General features: G+C 51.9%; 18 protein-coding genes. 6 read left to right on the top strand and 12 right to left on the bottom strand.

Going from position 1 to position 16,345, the window contains the following annotated elements:
- Window positions 1-35: 35 nt before the first annotated feature.
- A complete protein-coding gene (locus T411_RS0107955; RefSeq protein WP_000615892.1) occupies window positions 36-1,436 on the top strand; it encodes a uracil-xanthine permease family protein in 1,401 nt (466 codons plus the stop codon).
- Window positions 1,437-1,460: 24 nt separating this feature from the next.
- On the opposite strand, the gene envZ is transcribed toward T411_RS0107955, so the two are convergent.
- The 3 genes from envZ to greB form a co-directional block, all read right to left on the bottom strand.
- The gene (gene envZ / locus T411_RS0107950) at window positions 1,461-2,777 is read right to left on the bottom strand and encodes a two-component system sensor histidine kinase EnvZ (protein ID WP_001222684.1); all 1,317 of its coding nucleotides are present in this window, start codon (window positions 2,775-2,777) and stop codon (window positions 1,461-1,463) included.
- A 68-nt stretch (window positions 2,778-2,845) separates the two neighbouring features.
- The gene (ompR, locus tag T411_RS0107945; RefSeq protein WP_000230028.1) at window positions 2,846-3,568 is read right to left on the bottom strand and encodes an osmolarity response regulator transcription factor OmpR; all 723 of its coding nucleotides are present in this window, start codon (window positions 3,566-3,568) and stop codon (window positions 2,846-2,848) included.
- Between the two features lie 137 nt (window positions 3,569-3,705).
- Entirely contained in the window at window positions 3,706-4,191 is a 486-nt protein-coding gene (gene greB / locus T411_RS0107940) for a transcription elongation factor GreB (RefSeq protein WP_000850496.1), read from the bottom strand.
- A gap of 244 nt (window positions 4,192-4,435) precedes the next feature.
- On the opposite strand from greB, the gene T411_RS0107935 reads away from it, so the two are divergent.
- Window positions 4,436-6,757, top strand: a complete 2,322-nt coding sequence (locus T411_RS0107935) for a Tex family protein (RefSeq protein ID WP_000030087.1) — start codon at window positions 4,436-4,438, stop codon at window positions 6,755-6,757.
- Between the two features lie 91 nt (window positions 6,758-6,848).
- On the opposite strand, the gene T411_RS0107930 is transcribed toward T411_RS0107935, so the two are convergent.
- A complete protein-coding gene (locus T411_RS0107930; RefSeq protein WP_000961392.1) occupies window positions 6,849-7,319 on the bottom strand; it encodes a hypothetical protein in 471 nt (156 codons plus the stop codon).
- 161 nt (window positions 7,320-7,480) lie between these two features.
- Entirely contained in the window at window positions 7,481-8,242 is a 762-nt protein-coding gene (bioH, locus tag T411_RS0107925) for a pimeloyl-ACP methyl ester esterase BioH (RefSeq protein WP_001240449.1), read from the bottom strand.
- Here bioH and T411_RS1000000121535 point away from each other — a divergent pair.
- The 4 genes from T411_RS1000000121535 to cysQ all read left to right on the top strand — a co-directional run bounded on the left by T411_RS1000000121535 (window position 8,178) and on the right by cysQ (window position 11,250).
- The gene (locus T411_RS1000000121535) at window positions 8,178-9,038 is read left to right on the top strand and encodes a ComF family protein (protein WP_001884047.1); all 861 of its coding nucleotides are present in this window, start codon (window positions 8,178-8,180) and stop codon (window positions 9,036-9,038) included. The two genes, bioH and T411_RS1000000121535, sit on opposite strands and share 65 nt — an antisense overlap.
- Before the next feature lie 87 nt (window positions 9,039-9,125).
- The gene (nfuA, locus tag T411_RS0107915; RefSeq protein ID WP_000070180.1) at window positions 9,126-9,713 is read left to right on the top strand and encodes a Fe-S biogenesis protein NfuA; all 588 of its coding nucleotides are present in this window, start codon (window positions 9,126-9,128) and stop codon (window positions 9,711-9,713) included.
- A gap of 138 nt (window positions 9,714-9,851) precedes the next feature.
- On the top strand, window positions 9,852-10,400 hold the full coding sequence (nudE, locus tag T411_RS0107910; protein ID WP_000095812.1) for an ADP compounds hydrolase NudE: 549 nt from the start codon (window positions 9,852-9,854) through the stop codon (window positions 10,398-10,400).
- Window positions 10,401-10,422: 22 nt separating this feature from the next.
- Window positions 10,423-11,250 carry a 3'(2'),5'-bisphosphate nucleotidase CysQ gene (gene cysQ, locus T411_RS0107905; protein ID WP_000106799.1) on the top strand — a complete coding sequence of 276 codons (828 nt, stop codon included), beginning with the start codon at window positions 10,423-10,425 and terminating at the stop codon, window positions 11,248-11,250.
- A 51-nt stretch (window positions 11,251-11,301) separates the two neighbouring features.
- Here cysQ and T411_RS0107900 read toward each other — a convergent pair whose 3' ends face one another.
- From T411_RS0107900 to gspH, 7 genes are read right to left on the bottom strand one after another with little or no spacing between them, the layout of a single operon-like run.
- Window positions 11,302-12,060, bottom strand: a complete 759-nt coding sequence (locus T411_RS0107900; protein ID WP_000817146.1) for a type II secretion system protein N — start codon at window positions 12,058-12,060, stop codon at window positions 11,302-11,304.
- A 1-nt stretch (window position 12,061) separates the two neighbouring features.
- Complete coding sequence (locus T411_RS0107895) at window positions 12,062-12,559, bottom strand: type II secretion system protein M (RefSeq protein WP_000661339.1); 498 nt, start codon at window positions 12,557-12,559, stop codon at window positions 12,062-12,064.
- A gap of 9 nt (window positions 12,560-12,568) precedes the next feature.
- Complete coding sequence (gene gspL, locus T411_RS0107890) at window positions 12,569-13,780, bottom strand: type II secretion system protein GspL (protein WP_001288747.1); 1,212 nt, start codon at window positions 13,778-13,780, stop codon at window positions 12,569-12,571.
- Window positions 13,749-14,759, bottom strand: a complete 1,011-nt coding sequence (gene gspK / locus T411_RS0107885) for a type II secretion system minor pseudopilin GspK (protein ID WP_001201881.1) — start codon at window positions 14,757-14,759, stop codon at window positions 13,749-13,751. The genes gspL and gspK overlap by 32 nt, the downstream gene beginning before the upstream one ends.
- The gene (gene gspJ, locus T411_RS0107880; RefSeq protein WP_000269343.1) at window positions 14,749-15,414 is read right to left on the bottom strand and encodes a type II secretion system minor pseudopilin GspJ; all 666 of its coding nucleotides are present in this window, start codon (window positions 15,412-15,414) and stop codon (window positions 14,749-14,751) included. Before gspJ ends, gspK begins: the two co-directional genes overlap by 11 nt.
- The gene (gspI, locus tag T411_RS0107875; RefSeq protein ID WP_000837699.1) at window positions 15,401-15,754 is read right to left on the bottom strand and encodes a type II secretion system minor pseudopilin GspI; all 354 of its coding nucleotides are present in this window, start codon (window positions 15,752-15,754) and stop codon (window positions 15,401-15,403) included. Before gspI ends, gspJ begins: the two co-directional genes overlap by 14 nt.
- Window positions 15,744-16,328 (bottom strand): type II secretion system minor pseudopilin GspH, encoded by a 585-nt coding sequence (gspH, locus tag T411_RS0107870; RefSeq protein WP_000127537.1) that lies wholly within the window; start codon window positions 16,326-16,328, stop codon window positions 15,744-15,746. Before gspH ends, gspI begins: the two co-directional genes overlap by 11 nt.
- Window positions 16,329-16,345 lie beyond the last annotated feature (17 nt).

Here is a 16,345-nt window from a genome sequence, read left to right as displayed (position 1 = left end):
TGTGCAAGGTGTAATTGACCATCAGGAAAATCGCTATGATACAACCGACTTCACGTAAGGCAGATCTGGTCTATCAACTCAATGATCGTCCCCCTTTGCCTCAAACTCTCTTCGCAGCCTTGCAACATCTGCTGGCGATGTTTGTCGCCGTGATCACCCCATCGCTGATCATTTGCCAATCCCTTGGTGTACCTGCCGATCAAACCAATACCATTATCAGCATGTCACTGTTTGCTTCGGGTTTGTCATCCTTCATTCAAATCCGTACCTTTGGCCCAATTGGCTCAGGTTTGCTTTCCATTCAAGGCACCAGCTTTAACTTTTTAGGCCCCATTATTGGTGCTGGACTTGCGCTCAAAGCAGGCGGTGCAGATATAGAGACCATGATGGCCGCGATTTTTGGTACGATTTTGGTCGCCTCAAGCGCTGAAATTTTACTGTCCCGCGTGCTGCAATTTGCCCAGCGCGTGATTACGCCGTTAGTCTCTGGGATTGTGGTGACCTTGATTGGCCTAACGCTGGTACAAGTCGGATTGATTTCGATGGGTGGCGGTTATGCGGCTATGGCTGACGGCAGCTTTGGTAGCCTCGATAAGCTTGCGCTAGCTGGCACCGTATTGGCGATCATTGTGCTGCTGAACCGAGCGCACAACCCTTACGTGCGAGTGGCTTCGATTGTGATTGCGATGCTGGTAGGTTATGTAATGGCGTACCTGATGGGCATGGTCAATACCGATAACTTGGCACAGACTCAACTCATCGCACTGCCTATCCCGATGCAATATGGCTTAGGGTTTGACTGGTCGCTGTTTATTCCTCTGGTGCTGATTTTCCTCATCACGGCACTAGAAGCGATTGGTGATATCACGGCGACCTCCGAAGTCTCTGGTGAGCCCGTGAAAGGCCCTGTGTATATGAAGCGCATCAAAGGCGGCGTATTGGCCGATGGCCTCAACTCTGCCCTTGCCGCGGTATTTAACAGCTTTCCAAACTCCACCTTTAGCCAAAACAACGGCGTGATCCTATTAACCGGCGTTGCCAGCCGTTATGTGGGTTACTTTATCGCGGGCATGTTGGTGCTACTTGGCCTCTTCCCCGGCGTTGCAAGCTTTGTACAGTTGATTCCTGAACCTGTGCTTGGCGGCGCAACGATTGTGATGTTTGGTACGATTGCTGCGGCAGGCGTGCGCATTATCTCTCGCGTCGATTTGGATCGCCGTGCGATTCTGATCATGGCGCTCTCCTTCTCAATGGGTTTGGGAATTGCGCAAAAGCCAGAGATTCTGCAGTTTATGCCGGAATTTATTAAGAATCTGTTCTCTTCAGGTGTAGCCGCAGGTGGTATTACCGCCATCGTGCTTAACCTGCTGCTGCCAGAAGTACGCCGAGATGAAAACGCCGCTTCGGTTACCGAAACGGCGCAAGAGTCAAACTAACGGTTCAATCAGGGCTAACTTAGGTTAGCCCTTTTGCTGCTTAGTTGGGAAACTGATTTGTGCTCGCAGACCACCTTGAGTACGGTTGCTCACCGACACCGCGCCATGATGCTGGCTGACAATCCGCTTCACAATCGCCAGCCCTAAGCCCGTCCCTTCACTGCCCCGCGCGGTATCCCCACGAGTAAAAGGCTCAAACACTTTATTCACTTGGCTTGGATCGATACCCGGCCCATTGTCTTCCACAGACAGCCAGACTAGCTTCTTATCGGCCGTCATGCCGCTACTCACTTTGACCCAACCGTTGCCGTAGCGCAGCGCATTCACTACCAAGTTACTCAGTGAACGCTTAATCGCAATCGGGTTACCAAAAGCGGGCGCGAGTTCCGCTTGCAGATCGGTTTCAATCTGCACTTCGTAGCCCCCTTCAGAGCTTGCCACATCGCTGGCAATATCATTCAAATCCACCGCTTCAAACGCTTCACGATTGACGGGTTTCAGGTAATCCATAAATTGGCTGATGATCTGGTTACACTCTTCGGTATCGCTGATGATGCTCTCAGCAAGATAGCTGTCTTCTGGTGACATCATCTCGGTTGCCAAGCGAATTCGAGTCAAGGGCGTGCGGATATCATGACTGATCCCCGCCATCAACAGCGCGCGATCTTCTTCCAGTGCTTGAATGCCTTTCGACATTCGATTAAACGCGCGCGTTACCGAGCGGATTTCAAGCGTGCCTTGCTCAGGTAGATGTGGTGGCGTTTCTCCACGACCTACCATTTTGGCGGCTTTTTCCAAGGCAATCAGTGGACGGTTTTGCAGACGAATAAACAGCCAGCCACCAATTACAATCAGTAGCGCCATAATAATGCTGTTACGAAACAGCGGCGCGAAATCTTCTTCCTGCAGCTCTGAGAGTGGAATACGCAGCAACTGGCCGGGCAGAGAATCGATCTTCATCCACAGGATGTAGCTCTCTTCGCCCAACGCCATGCGCACTTCTGTGGGTGAACCCAGCTCACTACTCATCTCTTCGCTCATCAAATCCAAACTGATCGCGTGTTGATATTCGACCGCTTCGGGGCTGTCGTTACTATGAATCGTCACCCCTAATTGCTCAAGCACACGCCTTTTGAGCAACGCATCCATTTCGGAACTGACATTCGGATTACTGGTGTCATCGAGCATCAAGCTGATTTCATGGGCAAGAATTTTGTTGAATTGCTGCAAACTCGGCAGCAACGCATAGTTAAAAACCGCGTAGTAAGAATAGATTTGACTGGCGATCAACAGAGAGAAAAACAGCAGGATCGATTGGGTAAATGAACTGCGAATTCGCATAAGGCACCTAAATGTAGCAAGGGCACGCGCGGAGCGAGGACGCCCTTGCCCGGCGTGCCTAAAAGAAGTTAGTTGGCGGCTTTACCATCAGGAACAAACACGTAACCGAGTCCCCATACGGTTTGAATATAGCGCGGTTTGCTAGGGTCAACTTCGAGCATACGACGCAGACGAGAAATCTGTACGTCAATCGAACGCTCCATCGCTGAATATTCACGGCCACGCGCCATGTTCATCAGTTTATCGCGCGAAAGCGGTTCACGGGCATTGGTCACGAGTGCTTTCAACACAGCAAATTCACCAGAAGTGAGTGGCATCGCCTCTTCACCACGGAACATTTCTCGCGTACCAAGATTTAAGCGAAACTCACCAAATTCAATGATGGTCTCTTCTGCACTGGGCGCTCCCGGCGCTTCAACCACTTGGCGGCGCAATACCGCTTTGATACGCGCCAGCAACTCACGTGGGTTAAATGGCTTAGGCAGGTAATCATCGGCACCAACTTCTAGGCCGACAATGCGGTCAATCTCATCGCCTTTGGCAGTGAGCATCAGAATCGGGATCATATTGTTGGAATTGCGCAAACGTCGACAGATAGACAAGCCATCTTCACCCGGCAACATCAAATCCAGCACCATCAAATGGAAGTTTTCGCGCGTCAGCAGACGATCCATCTGCTCGCCGTTAGCCACGCTGCGGACTTGAAAACCCTGCTCGGACAGGTAACGCTCAAGCAGCGCACGCAAGCGCGCATCATCATCTACCACTAAAACTTTATGATTTTCCACCATGATCCCACCTAACTGTTGTTCAATCCCCTACTCTTCGGGCGAGTAAAATGTAACATCGTTACCGCTCACCGGGAGCAAAGAATTGTTAATCTTTATGTCTTTGTAGCGGATAGGCTACGAATCCACAATACACGATCTCACAATTCCCCTTTCTCATACTCAATCGAGTTGATAAACCACTCTTTGATGCCCGTCGGGGTGTGCACCTGAAACTCTTCATCCACTTGCTTTTTGAGTAGCGCGCGCGCCATCGGGGAATCAATCGAGATGTAATCTTTGGCATCACCGTAAATCTCTTCGGGGCCGACAATGCGAAACTTCTTCACCTCTCCGGCTTCGTTTTCAATTTCCACCCAAGCACCGAAAAACACTTTGCCTTCTTGCTGCGGTGAATAATCAACGATTTTCAGCTCTGGCAGCAACTTACTCAGGAAGCGTACACGACGATCAATCTGTCGCAGCAGGCGTTTGTTGTAGGTGTAATCAGCGTTCTCTGAGCGATCGCCAAGGCTCGCCGCCCAAGAGACTTTTTGGGTGATCTCGGGACGTTGTTCTTTCCATAAATAGTCGAGCTCTTGCTTGAGCTTGTTATAGCCAGCTCGGGTAATCAGCTTAGTTTTCACACGGGATTCTCAACAAAATAGGGTTGCGCGAAAAGTACCGATTTTTCGCACGCTTTGCCAGTCAGGGCAAAAGATTTGACTGAAAGCTCTCAAAAGCGAGCAGCAGACGTGTTATTAATAGCCGCCTATTATCAGTAACTGTCTAGAGGGCAGGCTCAAACTCCTCTTCCATTCAAACGTTGAGCTGGAGTCAGGCGTAACTGCCCCCATATAAACCGAAAATGTCAAAAAGAGACCACCACGGATGAGCAAAGCTATCTGCCACCAGATTGCTCAAGAACTGAATGTTCGCCCTGAGCAAGTTATCGCTGCCGTCACCCTGATCGACGATGGCAATACCGTTCCTTTTATCGCCCGTTACCGTAAAGAGGTGACGGGAGGATTGGATGATACCCAACTGCGCAACTTAGATAGCCGTCTTGCCTATCTGCGTGAGATGGATGACCGTCGCCAAACCATCCTCAAATCGATTCAAGAACAAGGCAAACTCACCCCTGAGCTGGAGCAGGCGATTTTAAGTGCCGACAGCAAAAACCGCCTTGAAGATCTCTATCTGCCTTACAAACCGAAACGCCGCACCAAAGGCCAAATCGCGATTGAAGCGGGTCTTGAGCCACTGGCCGATACGCTGTGGACGCAGCCTAATACTGACCCTGAAAGCGAAGCGGCAAAATACATTAATGCCGAGAAAGGCGTCGCCGACAGCAAAGCCGCACTGGATGGCGCACGCGCTATCGTGATGGAACGCATCGCGGAAGATGCCAACCTACTGGAAAAAATCCGTCAGCACCTCAATCGCAACGCGGAAATTGTGTCGCGCGTGATCGAGGGTAAAGAGCAAGCGGGCGAGAAATTTAAAGATTACTTTGATCACCGCGAGCCGATCAGCAAAGCGCCTTCACATCGCGCGTTGGCGATGCTGCGTGGCCGTAACGAAGGCTTCTTAACCCTAACGCTGAATGCCGATCCTGAATTGGAAGAGAGTGCGCGCCAATCCTACTGCGAAACTCTGATTGCCGAGCATTACGGCATTCATTTGAGCCAAGCGACGGCCGATGCGTGGCGCAAGCAGGTGATCAGTTGGGCATGGAAAATCAAAATCTCCATGCACATGGAAACCGAACTGATGAGCGCGATGAAAGAGCGCGCGGAAATCGAAGCGATTGAAGTGTTCGCCACCAACTTAAAAGATCTGCTGATGGCGGCACCGGCGGGGCCTCGCGCGACACTGGGCCTCGATCCGGGTCTGCGCACTGGCTGTAAAGTCGCCGTGGTTGACGCAACCGGTAAAGTGCTGGCAACCGACACGATTTACCCGCACGCACCACAGCATCAATACGATCGCGCCATGCAGTCTATTGCTCTGCTGGTGAAAAAGTTCAACGTGGATCTGATTGCGATTGGTAACGGTACGGCGTCGCGTGAAACCGATGCTTTTGCGGCAGATTTAATCAAGCGCGGCAATCTCAAAGTACAAAAAATCATGGTCAGCGAAGCGGGCGCATCGGTGTATTCCGCTTCAGAGCTAGCGGCGAAAGAGTTCCCAAATCTCGATGTGTCACTGCGTGGCGCAGTCTCTATCGCGCGTCGTCTGCAAGACCCACTCGCAGAATTAGTGAAGATCGACCCGAAATCGATAGGGGTTGGCCAGTATCAACACGATGTGAGCCAAACCCTGCTTGCGAAACGTCTTGATGCGATTGTTGAGGACTGTGTAAACGCCGTAGGTGTGGATGTGAATACCGCCTCGGCAGCGCTACTGACTCGTGTTGCGGGCTTGTCTGCAGCACTCGCGCAAAACATTGTGGATTATCGTGATGAAAACGGTCGTTTTGAGTCGCGTAGTGCCCTCAAAAAAGTGCCGCGTTTGGGGCCTAAAGCGTTTGAACAGTGTGCCGGCTTCCTACGCATTATGGATGGCAAAAACCCGCTCGACGCTTCAGCGGTGCACCCAGAAGCGTATCCGGTGGTGAAAACTATCGCTGAGAAGAACAGCAAAGATCTGAAAGCGCTGATTGGCAATACAGAGTTCCTGCGCACTCTTCGCGCGGTCGATTACACCGATGAAAACTTTGGTGTACCCACCGTGACCGACATCATCAAGGAGCTGGATAAACCGGGGCGTGACCCGCGTCCGGAATTCAAAACCGCGACCTTTGCTGAAGGCATCCATGAGGTGTCAGATCTGGAAGTGGGCATGGTGTTGGAAGGCGTGGTCTCTAACGTCGCCAACTTTGGCGCGTTCGTGGATATCGGCGTCCATCAAGATGGCTTAGTGCATATTTCTGCGCTGACCGATCGCTTTATCTCAGATCCGCGTGAAGTGGTTAAAGCCGGTGACATCGTCAAAGTCAAAGTGATGGAAGTGGATGTGCAGCGTAAGCGTATCGCCCTTTCGATGCGCTTAAACGATGAGCCGGGACAAGATAACCGCAGCCAACGCAGCGCTGCGCCACGCTCAGGGCAAGAGCGTCGCGCTCCACGCCGTGATGAGCCGCAAGGCAATGCACTGGGTGGTGCCATGGGCGGTGCGTTTGCCGCTGCTTTCGCTAAAGCGAAGAAATAGCCGACAAACACATTTCATCATGACCTAACCGTTATGCTGCATAAAAAAATCCCCACAGCTGTGGGGATTTTTATTGCGCGAGATAACTCACCTACAAAACCGCAATCACGTCTGAAGGTGTGTTGGGTGCCACTGCGTGACCATAATAGTATTTGATCACGACACGCCGGCGCGCCATTTTGCCTTCTGTTATCGCCGCATCAATGATGTGCTTAGGTAAGCGAAAACGCATCGCATAACCTTTGCCTTGCTCTTGGCTGTACGAAGCGAGTGCGAGCAGATCAAACAATCGCTCAAGCTCACTTTTCGGTTCATCGTGATGGGAGGTCTGCGCCTCCGCTTCGCCGCCGATATCATAACGTGGGTGTTCTGCTGGATCCCACGATGGTTGCTTGCGACGCTTATCATCCTCTTTGATCTTACGTTCAGCGTTCGATTTGGCCAGTTGTACGGTTGGCGTCACTGGCTCGCGAACGCGATTGTCGCGTGCGGCCTGCTCCGTTTGCACGTTCACTGATGGGGCGATCAGCGGCACACTGACATTGGTCGGTGACACTAGCATAGCCGAAACCTCCTCAGCTTCGCCCACCCTCGGCTTTCACTCCGGGTTAGTCTATTTATCGACCTGTTCCGAAAATGATTGAGTCAAATTTTGGTCAGCGCGACAAAATTCACACTCCCCCAAACGACTTGGAGTGACAGCTTAAAGTAGGAAGGGGGGATCTAACGAGTCGCAAACTCGATAAGCTGCTGACAAAACGCCTCCGCCTCGGTCATAAACGGCGCATGGGAAGATTGGTCAAACATGAACGCTTCACTGTAAGGCGCTAAATGGTTCAAATCACGGGCGACTTTCGCGGGGACTAACCCATCCAACCGACCATATAGCCGCAGCATAGGCACGCTGATGTGTTGCAGCTCATCACGCAAATCGACTTCGGCGAGCATCGTCAGCCCTGCGAGCAATGATTGTGGATTAGGCATAGGGCGCGACAGCACAGCCTGTTTAAGCACTTTCACATCTTGGCGCGCACTTGGGCTACCCATGGCTTGCAGCGCCATAAAGCGCTCAATGGTCAGCTGAAAATCGGCCACCAACTGATCGGTAAACGCGGTCAGCACATCCGGTTGAATACCACGCCAGCTGCCCTGCGCCGCAAATTTGGGCGAGGAAGCGACCGTCACCAATTTGCTGACATAGTCTGAATGATGCAGCGCCATGTGCGTGGCGACTAAGCCACCCAGTGACCAGCCGACCCAAATGGCGTTGCGCGGTGCATGCTCTAACAAGGCTTGAGCAATCTCTTCTAAGCTTGCGGCATGTTGCTCGGCACTATGACCATAACCGGGTAAGTCCACCACATGCACTCGAAAATGGTCACTCAAGGCTTGTGCGGTTTGCTGCCATACCGCCCCGTTCATGCCCCAGCCGTGTACCAATACCAGATCTTGCCCTTGTCCACTGACTTGCCAATACAACGCCATGGTCACAGTTTCTCCGTCTATTTCCATCTTCATCCACTCTGCCAATTGGCAAGATGAAGCACATTACCCCGATTCTTGGCTCGCTATGTTAACCCATTGGCTCAGAAAAACTACCGCACCACTGCTGACTCCGGAATGTCATCTCTGTCGACTGGCGCTAGATACAAATTCGCCGTTTGGCGTCTGCTCTGCCTGCCAAGCTTGGCTTGAGCACGGTTATCGCTGCGCACGCTGCGGTTTACCGACTCTTACCCCAGTTGATCAGTGCGGGCAGTGTTTGGGTCAGCCTCCGCCGTGGCGAAAACTGATGTGTGTCGGCGATTACCGCTTTCCACTTAGTGATGCGGTGCATCAACTCAAATACCAACGCCAGTTTTGGCAAGCGCCGCGCTTGGCTAAGCTACTCGCCACCCAGATTAACGAGCCAGCCCCGTTGCTGTGCAGCGTGCCACTGCATTGGCGGCGACGCTGGCAACGCGGCTTTAATCAAAGCGATCTGCTGGCGCGCGAGTTAGCCAATATGCTGAACGTTGAATATGACCACCAACTCTTTGCACGCCGCCGAGCGACACCGCATCAACAAGGACTCAGCAAGGCGCAGCGAATCCACAACCTACGCGATGCGTTTGTGCTGAATCATCCGCCAAACCAACCACATGTTGCGATTGTGGACGATGTGGTGACCACAGGCAGTACGATCCGACATTTATGCGATTTACTGCTTGATGTCGGTGTGCAAAGCATTGATATTTACTGCATATGCCGCACTCCCGAGCCGAAAGATAGCCACGGTTGACGTTTTTTAACGCAAAAGGGCTGGATCATCGCTAACTCAGGAGTAGAATGGTGAGCAATAACCTATTCTTTTACTCAGGTATTCGTCGTGTCAAATCCAATTACTATTACTGAATCTGCCCAATCTCACTTCGCTAAGCTGCTGGCTCAGCAGCCTGAAGGCACCAATATTCGTGTGTTTGTGGTTAACCCAGGCACCCAAAATGCCGAGTGTGGCGTCTCTTACTGCCCACCGGAAGCCGTAGAAGCGACTGATACGGAATACCCTTTCAGTGGCTTTTCTGCCTATGTTGATGGACTTAGCTTGCCCTTTTTGGAAGAAGCGGTGATTGACTTTGTCACCGACAAAATGGGTTCACAACTGACCCTGAAAGCCCCTAACGCGAAAATGCGCAAAGTTTCTGACGATGCCTCGCTGATGGAGCGCGTAGAATACGCCCTGCAAACCCAAGTCAACCCTCAATTGGCCGGCCATGGTGGCCACGTTCGTCTGATCAGCATTTCGGATGATGGTGTGGCTCTGGTGCAATTTGGCGGTGGCTGTAACGGCTGCTCTATGGTCGACGTTACGCTTAAAGAAGGCATTGAGAAAGAGCTGCTGGCTCAATTTGCTGGTGAACTGACTGCGGTACGTGACTCCACCGAGCACGATCGCGGTGAGCACTCTTACTACTAAGCGTTCAGCCTGCCTATCACTCCAATTCGAAGCTGATGTATTCACATCAGCTTTTTTATTGGTGTCGGCATATTGAGCGTTTCAAACTGTGATTATTTCTCATATATTAAGAAAACTTTTTTGCTCAGGAGTCTGCGTATGTCATCCAAATCTTTACCAGAAATTCTGGATCGTGAAACGGTCGCCAAATCGCGTCTGTTTACTATTGAAGCTTTGGATCTGCGTTTCTCAAACGGTGAACAAAGAACTTACGAGCGTATGAAGCCGAGCGGTCGTCATGCGGTGATGATGGTGCCGATCACAGCCCAAGGTGATTTACTCCTCGTGCGCGAATACGCTGCAGGAACGGAGCGTTACGAATTAGGCTTTCCAAAAGGCTTGGTCGATCATGGTGAAACCGCCGAGCAAGCGGCCAATCGTGAATTAAAAGAAGAAATTGGTTTTGGCGCGCGCCAGTTAACGCCGCTCAAAGAGGTGGTGCTGGCTCCTTCTTACTTCTCCAGTAAAATGGTTCTTTTTGTTGCTCAGGATCTATACTCAGAACAGTTAGAGGGGGATGAGCCAGAGCCGTTGGAGATCATTCGCTGGCCTTTAGCACAAGCAGAAGATCTGCTGACCCATCTCGATTTTTGTGAAGCGCGCAGCATCACAGCCTTGCTGTTGGCTCTGCGTTTTCTTCAGGCGTGAATCGCACGCCTTCGGAGTCACTATGTCTACACCACAGGATCTCTCGCACTTACTGCCCGATGTCATTAACATCGCGCGAGCGGCAGGGCAACTCATCCTCGATATCTATCAAAATAAATCTTATGAAGCCTTCACCAAAAGTGATTCAACGCCTGTCACCAGCGCCGATTTAGCCGCACATAAGTTTCTGTGTGAGCAGTTGCGCGAGCTGACCCCTGATATTCCGATCCTCTCGGAGGAAGAAGCCAATATCGACCTTGCCACTCGCGAAACATGGCAGCGCTATTGGCTGGTGGATCCGCTGGATGGCACTCAAGAGTTCATCGCACGTAGCGGCGACTTCGCGACCATCATTGCGCTCGTGGAAAATAACCATCCGGTGATGGGGGTGGTGTATGGCCCCGTTTCTGGTGTGACTTACTACGCTTACGCAGGCAAAGGGGCGTGGAAGATCCCCGACATGGCGCAGAGCCTCAAAATTCAGACTCACAAACATGAGCTGCCGAGCAGCTCGATCGCGATTGCCATCAGCCGTCGCCAAGACATCAACAAAATCACGCGCCGTTTAAGCAGTGCTTGGAATTATGACTTGGTGCCACTGGGCTCTGCAGCACTGAAAGCCTGCTTAGTGGCAGAAGGTGCGGTAGATTGCTATCTGCGCCTTGGTCCAACTGGCGAATGGGATACCGCCGCAACCCAGTGCATTGTCGAAGAAGCGGGTGGGCGCATTCTGAGCACTCAATTATCGCCCCTCTCGTACAATGAGCGGGAAACCTTGGAAAACCCGAACTTCATCGTGCTTGGTGATGCGGATTTACCTTGGAATGAGATCTTAAAAATCAAAGACTAGCCGATAAAATTTCACGCCCAGTTGGGCGTGAAATGAATGGGATAACACATCCTAGAGCTGACCTTGTTGATTGAACGGATAGCGACCTTGCCCATCAGGCTGCGGTAGCCAGCTCAACTGCTCCTTTAAACTCTCAGGAAATTCAGCTTCTGGTTTAAACCACGCTTGTGCTTGATAGCGATTGTCCGGCTGTAAACTGAGGTTAAATTCACTGCTCACCTGCGCAGTTTTTTGGCCACCTTTCAGGGTCACAACGCTCTCTTGGCAGGTAAAATCCGACACGACAGTACCAAGCTGCAGCGCACCAATCGGCGATTCTAGCTGCGCGGCTGACCAAGCTAAGCTGCCTTCGGCTTGCTGGCAGTAAGGCTCACCAAAGCGGTACTGTTTGACGGCCATCTCCAACTGCCCTTGCGCCATCAGTGGTACCGGTAGCGGTAGCCAAGTAATGGCTTGCGCAGCCGGTAAGGAGAGTAAAAAATCATCGGCATAGGGACCACTCAAACCGACCCCCACGACACCTTTCCCTCTTAGTTGTGTGCTGCTACCGCGGCCAAAGCGGATATCCGCCTCCAACTGCCCCAACAGTAACGCCGAGAGGTGGAGATCCCAGTTGAGATCGCCTAGGCTCATGCCTTGCCAACGAACTTGCGCGGCTTGACCTTGCCACAGAGTACCCTCTATACCAGTGAGCTCTAAACCTTCAGGCAGCGGTAGCGGGCTAAGCGCCACTTGGGCAGGCAAATGCACGACCACGCTGGTCATTAACACTGTGGAAAATAACAGACCATAGCCAACAGCACGCTTCATATCAGCCTCCACGCTTCAGTTGCAGACGTTTGACTTCCACAACGCCGTTCACTTTACCACGGTCAATATCAATCGCATCCACGCTCACCCCTTGGCGCTCTTGCAAATACGCAATCCATGAGACCAATTGCGAAAACGGTAGCGGTTGGATCCAGACCTGCATCATTTCGCCGCGCGGCTGCACGCGGATCAGCTCAATATTGAACTGACGCGTCGAGTTAGTGATCACCTGATTGAGTGGTTGATCGCTTGGCGCATCACTGCCCCCTTGCGCACGGAGCGTTACGATGTCGTTGGCGTTTTCACTAACCCAACTCAGTAGCTGTTTTTCGGTTTGTAATCGTGCTTGAGCTTGGGCGGTACGCTCACTCAAAGGCTGCCATATTCCCCAATAAGCGATAGCGAGTACCGTCAGCGCGCCCATGCCCATTACCATCTTTTGCTCACGAGGGGTGACACTTCGCCACCAAGCCTGCACAGGAGCCAATAATTCTTTCATCATTTCTCCTTACTTGGGCTTCACCACAAACACGCCAAACACTTGCTCGCCATTTTTATTGAGCTGCCCCTGTTCAACAGCAAAATACTGCTCAAGCTGAGTGCGAGCTTGTTCAAAACTTTGGAAATCACGACTGGTCGCTTCTAGGCGAATCTCACTGCGGTTACTGTCAAATTTGATGCTTTGCAGTTGTAGATTGACCCCTTTCAAAGCCTCAGGCAACGGGCTTAGCCACTTCAAAACGCTGCCCACACTGGCACCGCCAGATAAACGCGCCATCTCATCACTCATCTGTCTTTTCAAATAAGTCACGGTCGGGATTTTCTGTTTATCAGGGAAGATGCTGCGGAAAATCCGCTCACTTTCCGCGCGGTAAGCGTCCGCTTGTGCTTCGTATTGATGCGCCTGAAACAGCGAATAACTGATGGATACCGCGACAAATAGCCCAGCAGCGATCGCCACTTTGCGCCATATTTGCCAATACCGCAGCCAAGAAGACTTGAGTTTAAAACTCCCCGTCAGCAAGTTGAACTTGCTGGTTAAGGCCTCCTGAGTCAGCAGTTGCATGACTAAACCGCTCGGCTCATAACGCCACTCTTGGGTTTCGGCTAAGCTCAGCTCTGGAAGCGGCGTGAGCGCTTGCAAAGGCAAATACTCACCCTCATTCTGCACCCAATCGGAAGCGGCCAGTAAGCTTAACCACTGCGCGTCCACTGCCATCCCTTGCGTAGTGCTTTTACGCACTAACCACTCATCACCCAATTGCAGGGCAGCTAAACCGTGCTCTGGGCGAGGGATCGCCAGTACATCAGGCAATACGCGCTTCACATCAAAACCGCACGCTTTGAGATGATCTAAGCAAGCGCGCAGCCAAAGACGATCGACACCGACCACATCCGCCGTTTCTCGTCCTTTACTCAGCACACAAAAGTGCACATCTTCCACATCTTGGGCGATTTCATCTTCTAACAAATACGGCAGCATATTTTCAAGCTGACGAGAAGCGCCGGGCGGGATCTCCACTGACGTTAAAATCAAATCACTCGCCGCCAGTAATACCACTACGCTGCGCTGATCAGCATAAGACTCAATTTCATGCAAGGCTTCCCAACCAGCCACTTGGCCGCTGGCAATCACTTCTTGCTGCTCGGCAGACCAAACCAGCCAAGGGATATCGGCCTCTTTTTGACTACTCAGTCGAACGGTCAGAAACTCGCTCACTGATCCCTCCAAAGCGGCGGCGTATCACCGTCGCAGTTTTCTTATCGTTACTGTAAAACAGGCTGCGGATCCGCACGCGAGACGTATCGACCAGCACCTGTGCATCTAATTCAAAATAATGGCTATCTACACTGAGGTATTTCTTCGCTTCCTCACGCACCGCGTTATCCACTCCGGTGAGTGCCGATTGGGCAAGAAAATCATCCACACTCGCCCAACCATCGAAAGGCCGCCCTTCGAGCAAGGTTTTCGCGCTTTCCGGACTCAATGTTGGGCTAAACATGGCCGCCAGCAGTGCCGCTTGCTCAGCGGGTAACGTGTTCACATTCAAGCGCCATTGATCGGTTGGCAACGCACACACATAAGGTAAGGCTTTATTCATCGTTTCTCCCCCCACTTGCTGTACCGCACGCCACTCGCTCGCATCGGCCAACCAAGTATCCGCCGCCATATAGGCCGGGATCATCGATTCATAGTAACTGTCTTCCACCCCATAAGCGGTGCGTACAGAGTCATCTTTATCAATAAACTCTAACGTCGAATCGGCAATCACTTCCGCTTGATAACTCTCCACTTCCAGCCCTTCAAGCAGCGCTTGCAGCACCGTCAGCAAATACGGTTTTTTCACGCTGTCTGGCGTGAGCTTTACCCCCGCGAGTGCATTGAGATTAAAGCAAGCTTGCATATCGCGGATTTTGCCGCGCACCTGTCCGTAATCGAGCGGATAAGTTTGCTCTTTCAAAGCCCAAGGCTGACTCAAATTGATGGTTTCACTGTCTTGGTAGCTCTGCTCAATGCCTTTTTTCGCTAGCGCTTCGACGCCAAGACTGTACCAATAAGCCTGCTGATAGTTGAGCTGATGCGTGGCACGCTGAAACTGACTAAACAGACGTTCGGCCATGGTCGCAGCAATCGAGACCATCACCGCCAGCAGGAGCAGAATCACAATTAACGCCACGCCGCGCTGTTTAGCCCGCATTTTCAACACTCTCTTGCGTCATATTGAGTGAACCGCCCCCTGTAAGGTATATCCGCTCAATCTCACCGTAATCTTTTAGGCGCAAGGTCACTTTCACGGCTTCAGGCAAGGCGTTAGTGGGCACCCACTCCTTACTCCATTCACCTTGCAAATAAAACTGTACTGCCCAATCTTCCACCCCAGTTAACAACGGAGAGATCAGCCCTTGCTGCCCCGCTGGAGTATCTGGGTAGCGCCACCAGACCCGCTCTAAGCGGTTTTCAAACAGGCGGTAACCGACTTTCGCCACTTCACCGCGTGGAAATTGTTGCTGTGGGTTATGCCAACCCAAGCGTACAAACAACAAACCGTGCTGATCCGAATCGAGCAGCGATTCTTTCCATTGTAGGATTTGCTCACTCGGCGCTTCGCCATCGGTGCGAAATTGGCGCAGGGCCATCTGCCGAAAATCGGCATCCATGATCACCATGGCGCGTTGCAATTCAGCCAAACGCGCGGTGCGCTCGGCAGAAATTTCATTGCTGCGTTGGACTTGATTGAGCACCTGATAGGCGCCCACACTCAAGCTCGCGAAAATCGCAATCGCCACCAACACTTCAATCAAAGTAAAGCCCGCCATATTCTGGCGAGAAGATACTTGGTTAGTTCGCCACATAGCTACGCACCGTCACGACTGGGGTCGCGCCTTTTTCTGTGGCGACACTGACATCAAAGGCTTTGAGCAGATTGTCGGCGGTTTTGACAGGACTCAGCTTCCAGTACCAAGTCCGTCCGGCCATCTGCTCACTGCCCTCACGCGCCGCTAAAGATTGCGGATTGAGCATCACTTGCGCCATTTGGTTATCCACGACCATGGCCGCAAACATCTTCTCTTCAAGATAATTGACCGTATTGATGTGTTGACTGACCGAGCGGATCACACTGATCGCCGCGGTAGCAAAAATTGCCAGCGCGACCAGCACTTCAAGCAAAGTAAAACCGCGTTTACTCTTCATCACTTTCTCCCGGAGCCAGTAGACGCAGAGTGCCATTTTCTTGCGCGGTCACTCGCCACTGCTCATCGGGCTCCTGCCCTTTAGGGAAAATGCTCAGCGTAAATGGGGTCACTTCGCCACTCGATAGCACAAACAGTTGCGGAGCCGGTTCCTGTTTTTGCTCTTTTTTCTCATCGGCAAACATCTCTTCATCAAACAGAGAGCCGGGATTAAACAGACGATCGTCTTTTTGCCAAGCGCCACCACCGAGTTCAAAGTCGAGCTGTAACCCTTCTTTAAGGGTGGTTTGGTTGGTCATCTTGTCGTTTTGCCACTTTTGCCAACCTTTGTCGGCGGTGAGTTGCAAAAAAGTGAGACGGCGCGTATCGACATCGATCCGCACGCCAAAATCTTGCCCGCTGAGAATCGCTTCCTCATTGAGCAGCAACAGACGCTGATAAAAACTCTGCGCACTGATTTTGGCTTCATCTTTGACGGAAACCGGAAAGGTGGCGATGACCGCCACCGCACTGGCCGAAACCAGCACCAGCACCAGCAAAATTTCCAACAAAGTAAAACCGCGTGTCGCTGTCATAAGGTTCCGTCAGTTAC

Source organism: Vibrio cholerae ATCC 14035, assembly GCF_000621645.1.
GTDB classification, from domain to species: Bacteria; Pseudomonadota; Gammaproteobacteria; order Enterobacterales; family Vibrionaceae; genus Vibrio; species Vibrio cholerae.
The sequence above is the reverse complement of the archived record's forward strand: the minus strand, read 5'-3'. Positions and strand labels throughout refer to the sequence as shown.

Excerpts from the sequence above, each read along its gene's own strand:
- T411_RS0107955 (WP_000615892.1), top strand. The coding sequence starts at position 36 with ATGATACAACCGACTTCACGTAAGGCAGATCTGGTCTATCAACTCAAT.
- envZ (WP_001222684.1), bottom strand. The coding sequence starts at position 2,777 with ATGCGAATTCGCAGTTCATTTACCCAATCGATCCTGCTGTTTTTCTCT.
- ompR (WP_000230028.1), bottom strand. The coding sequence starts at position 3,568 with ATGGTGGAAAATCATAAAGTTTTAGTGGTAGATGATGATGCGCGCTTG.
- T411_RS0107935 (WP_000030087.1), top strand. The coding sequence starts at position 4,436 with ATGAGCAAAGCTATCTGCCACCAGATTGCTCAAGAACTGAATGTTCGC.
- T411_RS0107930 (WP_000961392.1), bottom strand. The coding sequence starts at position 7,319 with ATGCTAGTGTCACCGACCAATGTCAGTGTGCCGCTGATCGCCCCATCA.
- T411_RS1000000121535 (WP_001884047.1), top strand. The coding sequence starts at position 8,178 with ATGCCCCAGCCGTGTACCAATACCAGATCTTGCCCTTGTCCACTGACT.
- bioH (WP_001240449.1), bottom strand. The coding sequence starts at position 8,242 with ATGGCGTTGTATTGGCAAGTCAGTGGACAAGGGCAAGATCTGGTATTG.
- nudE (WP_000095812.1), top strand. The coding sequence starts at position 9,852 with ATGTCATCCAAATCTTTACCAGAAATTCTGGATCGTGAAACGGTCGCC.
- cysQ (WP_000106799.1), top strand. The coding sequence starts at position 10,423 with ATGTCTACACCACAGGATCTCTCGCACTTACTGCCCGATGTCATTAAC.
- T411_RS0107900 (WP_000817146.1), bottom strand. The coding sequence starts at position 12,060 with ATGAAGCGTGCTGTTGGCTATGGTCTGTTATTTTCCACAGTGTTAATG.
- T411_RS0107895 (WP_000661339.1), bottom strand. The coding sequence starts at position 12,559 with ATGAAAGAATTATTGGCTCCTGTGCAGGCTTGGTGGCGAAGTGTCACC.
- gspK (WP_001201881.1), bottom strand. The coding sequence starts at position 14,759 with ATGCGGGCTAAACAGCGCGGCGTGGCGTTAATTGTGATTCTGCTCCTG.
- gspJ (WP_000269343.1), bottom strand. The coding sequence starts at position 15,414 with ATGTGGCGAACTAACCAAGTATCTTCTCGCCAGAATATGGCGGGCTTT.
- gspI (WP_000837699.1), bottom strand. The coding sequence starts at position 15,754 with ATGAAGAGTAAACGCGGTTTTACTTTGCTTGAAGTGCTGGTCGCGCTG.
- gspH (WP_000127537.1), bottom strand. The coding sequence starts at position 16,328 with ATGACAGCGACACGCGGTTTTACTTTGTTGGAAATTTTGCTGGTGCTG.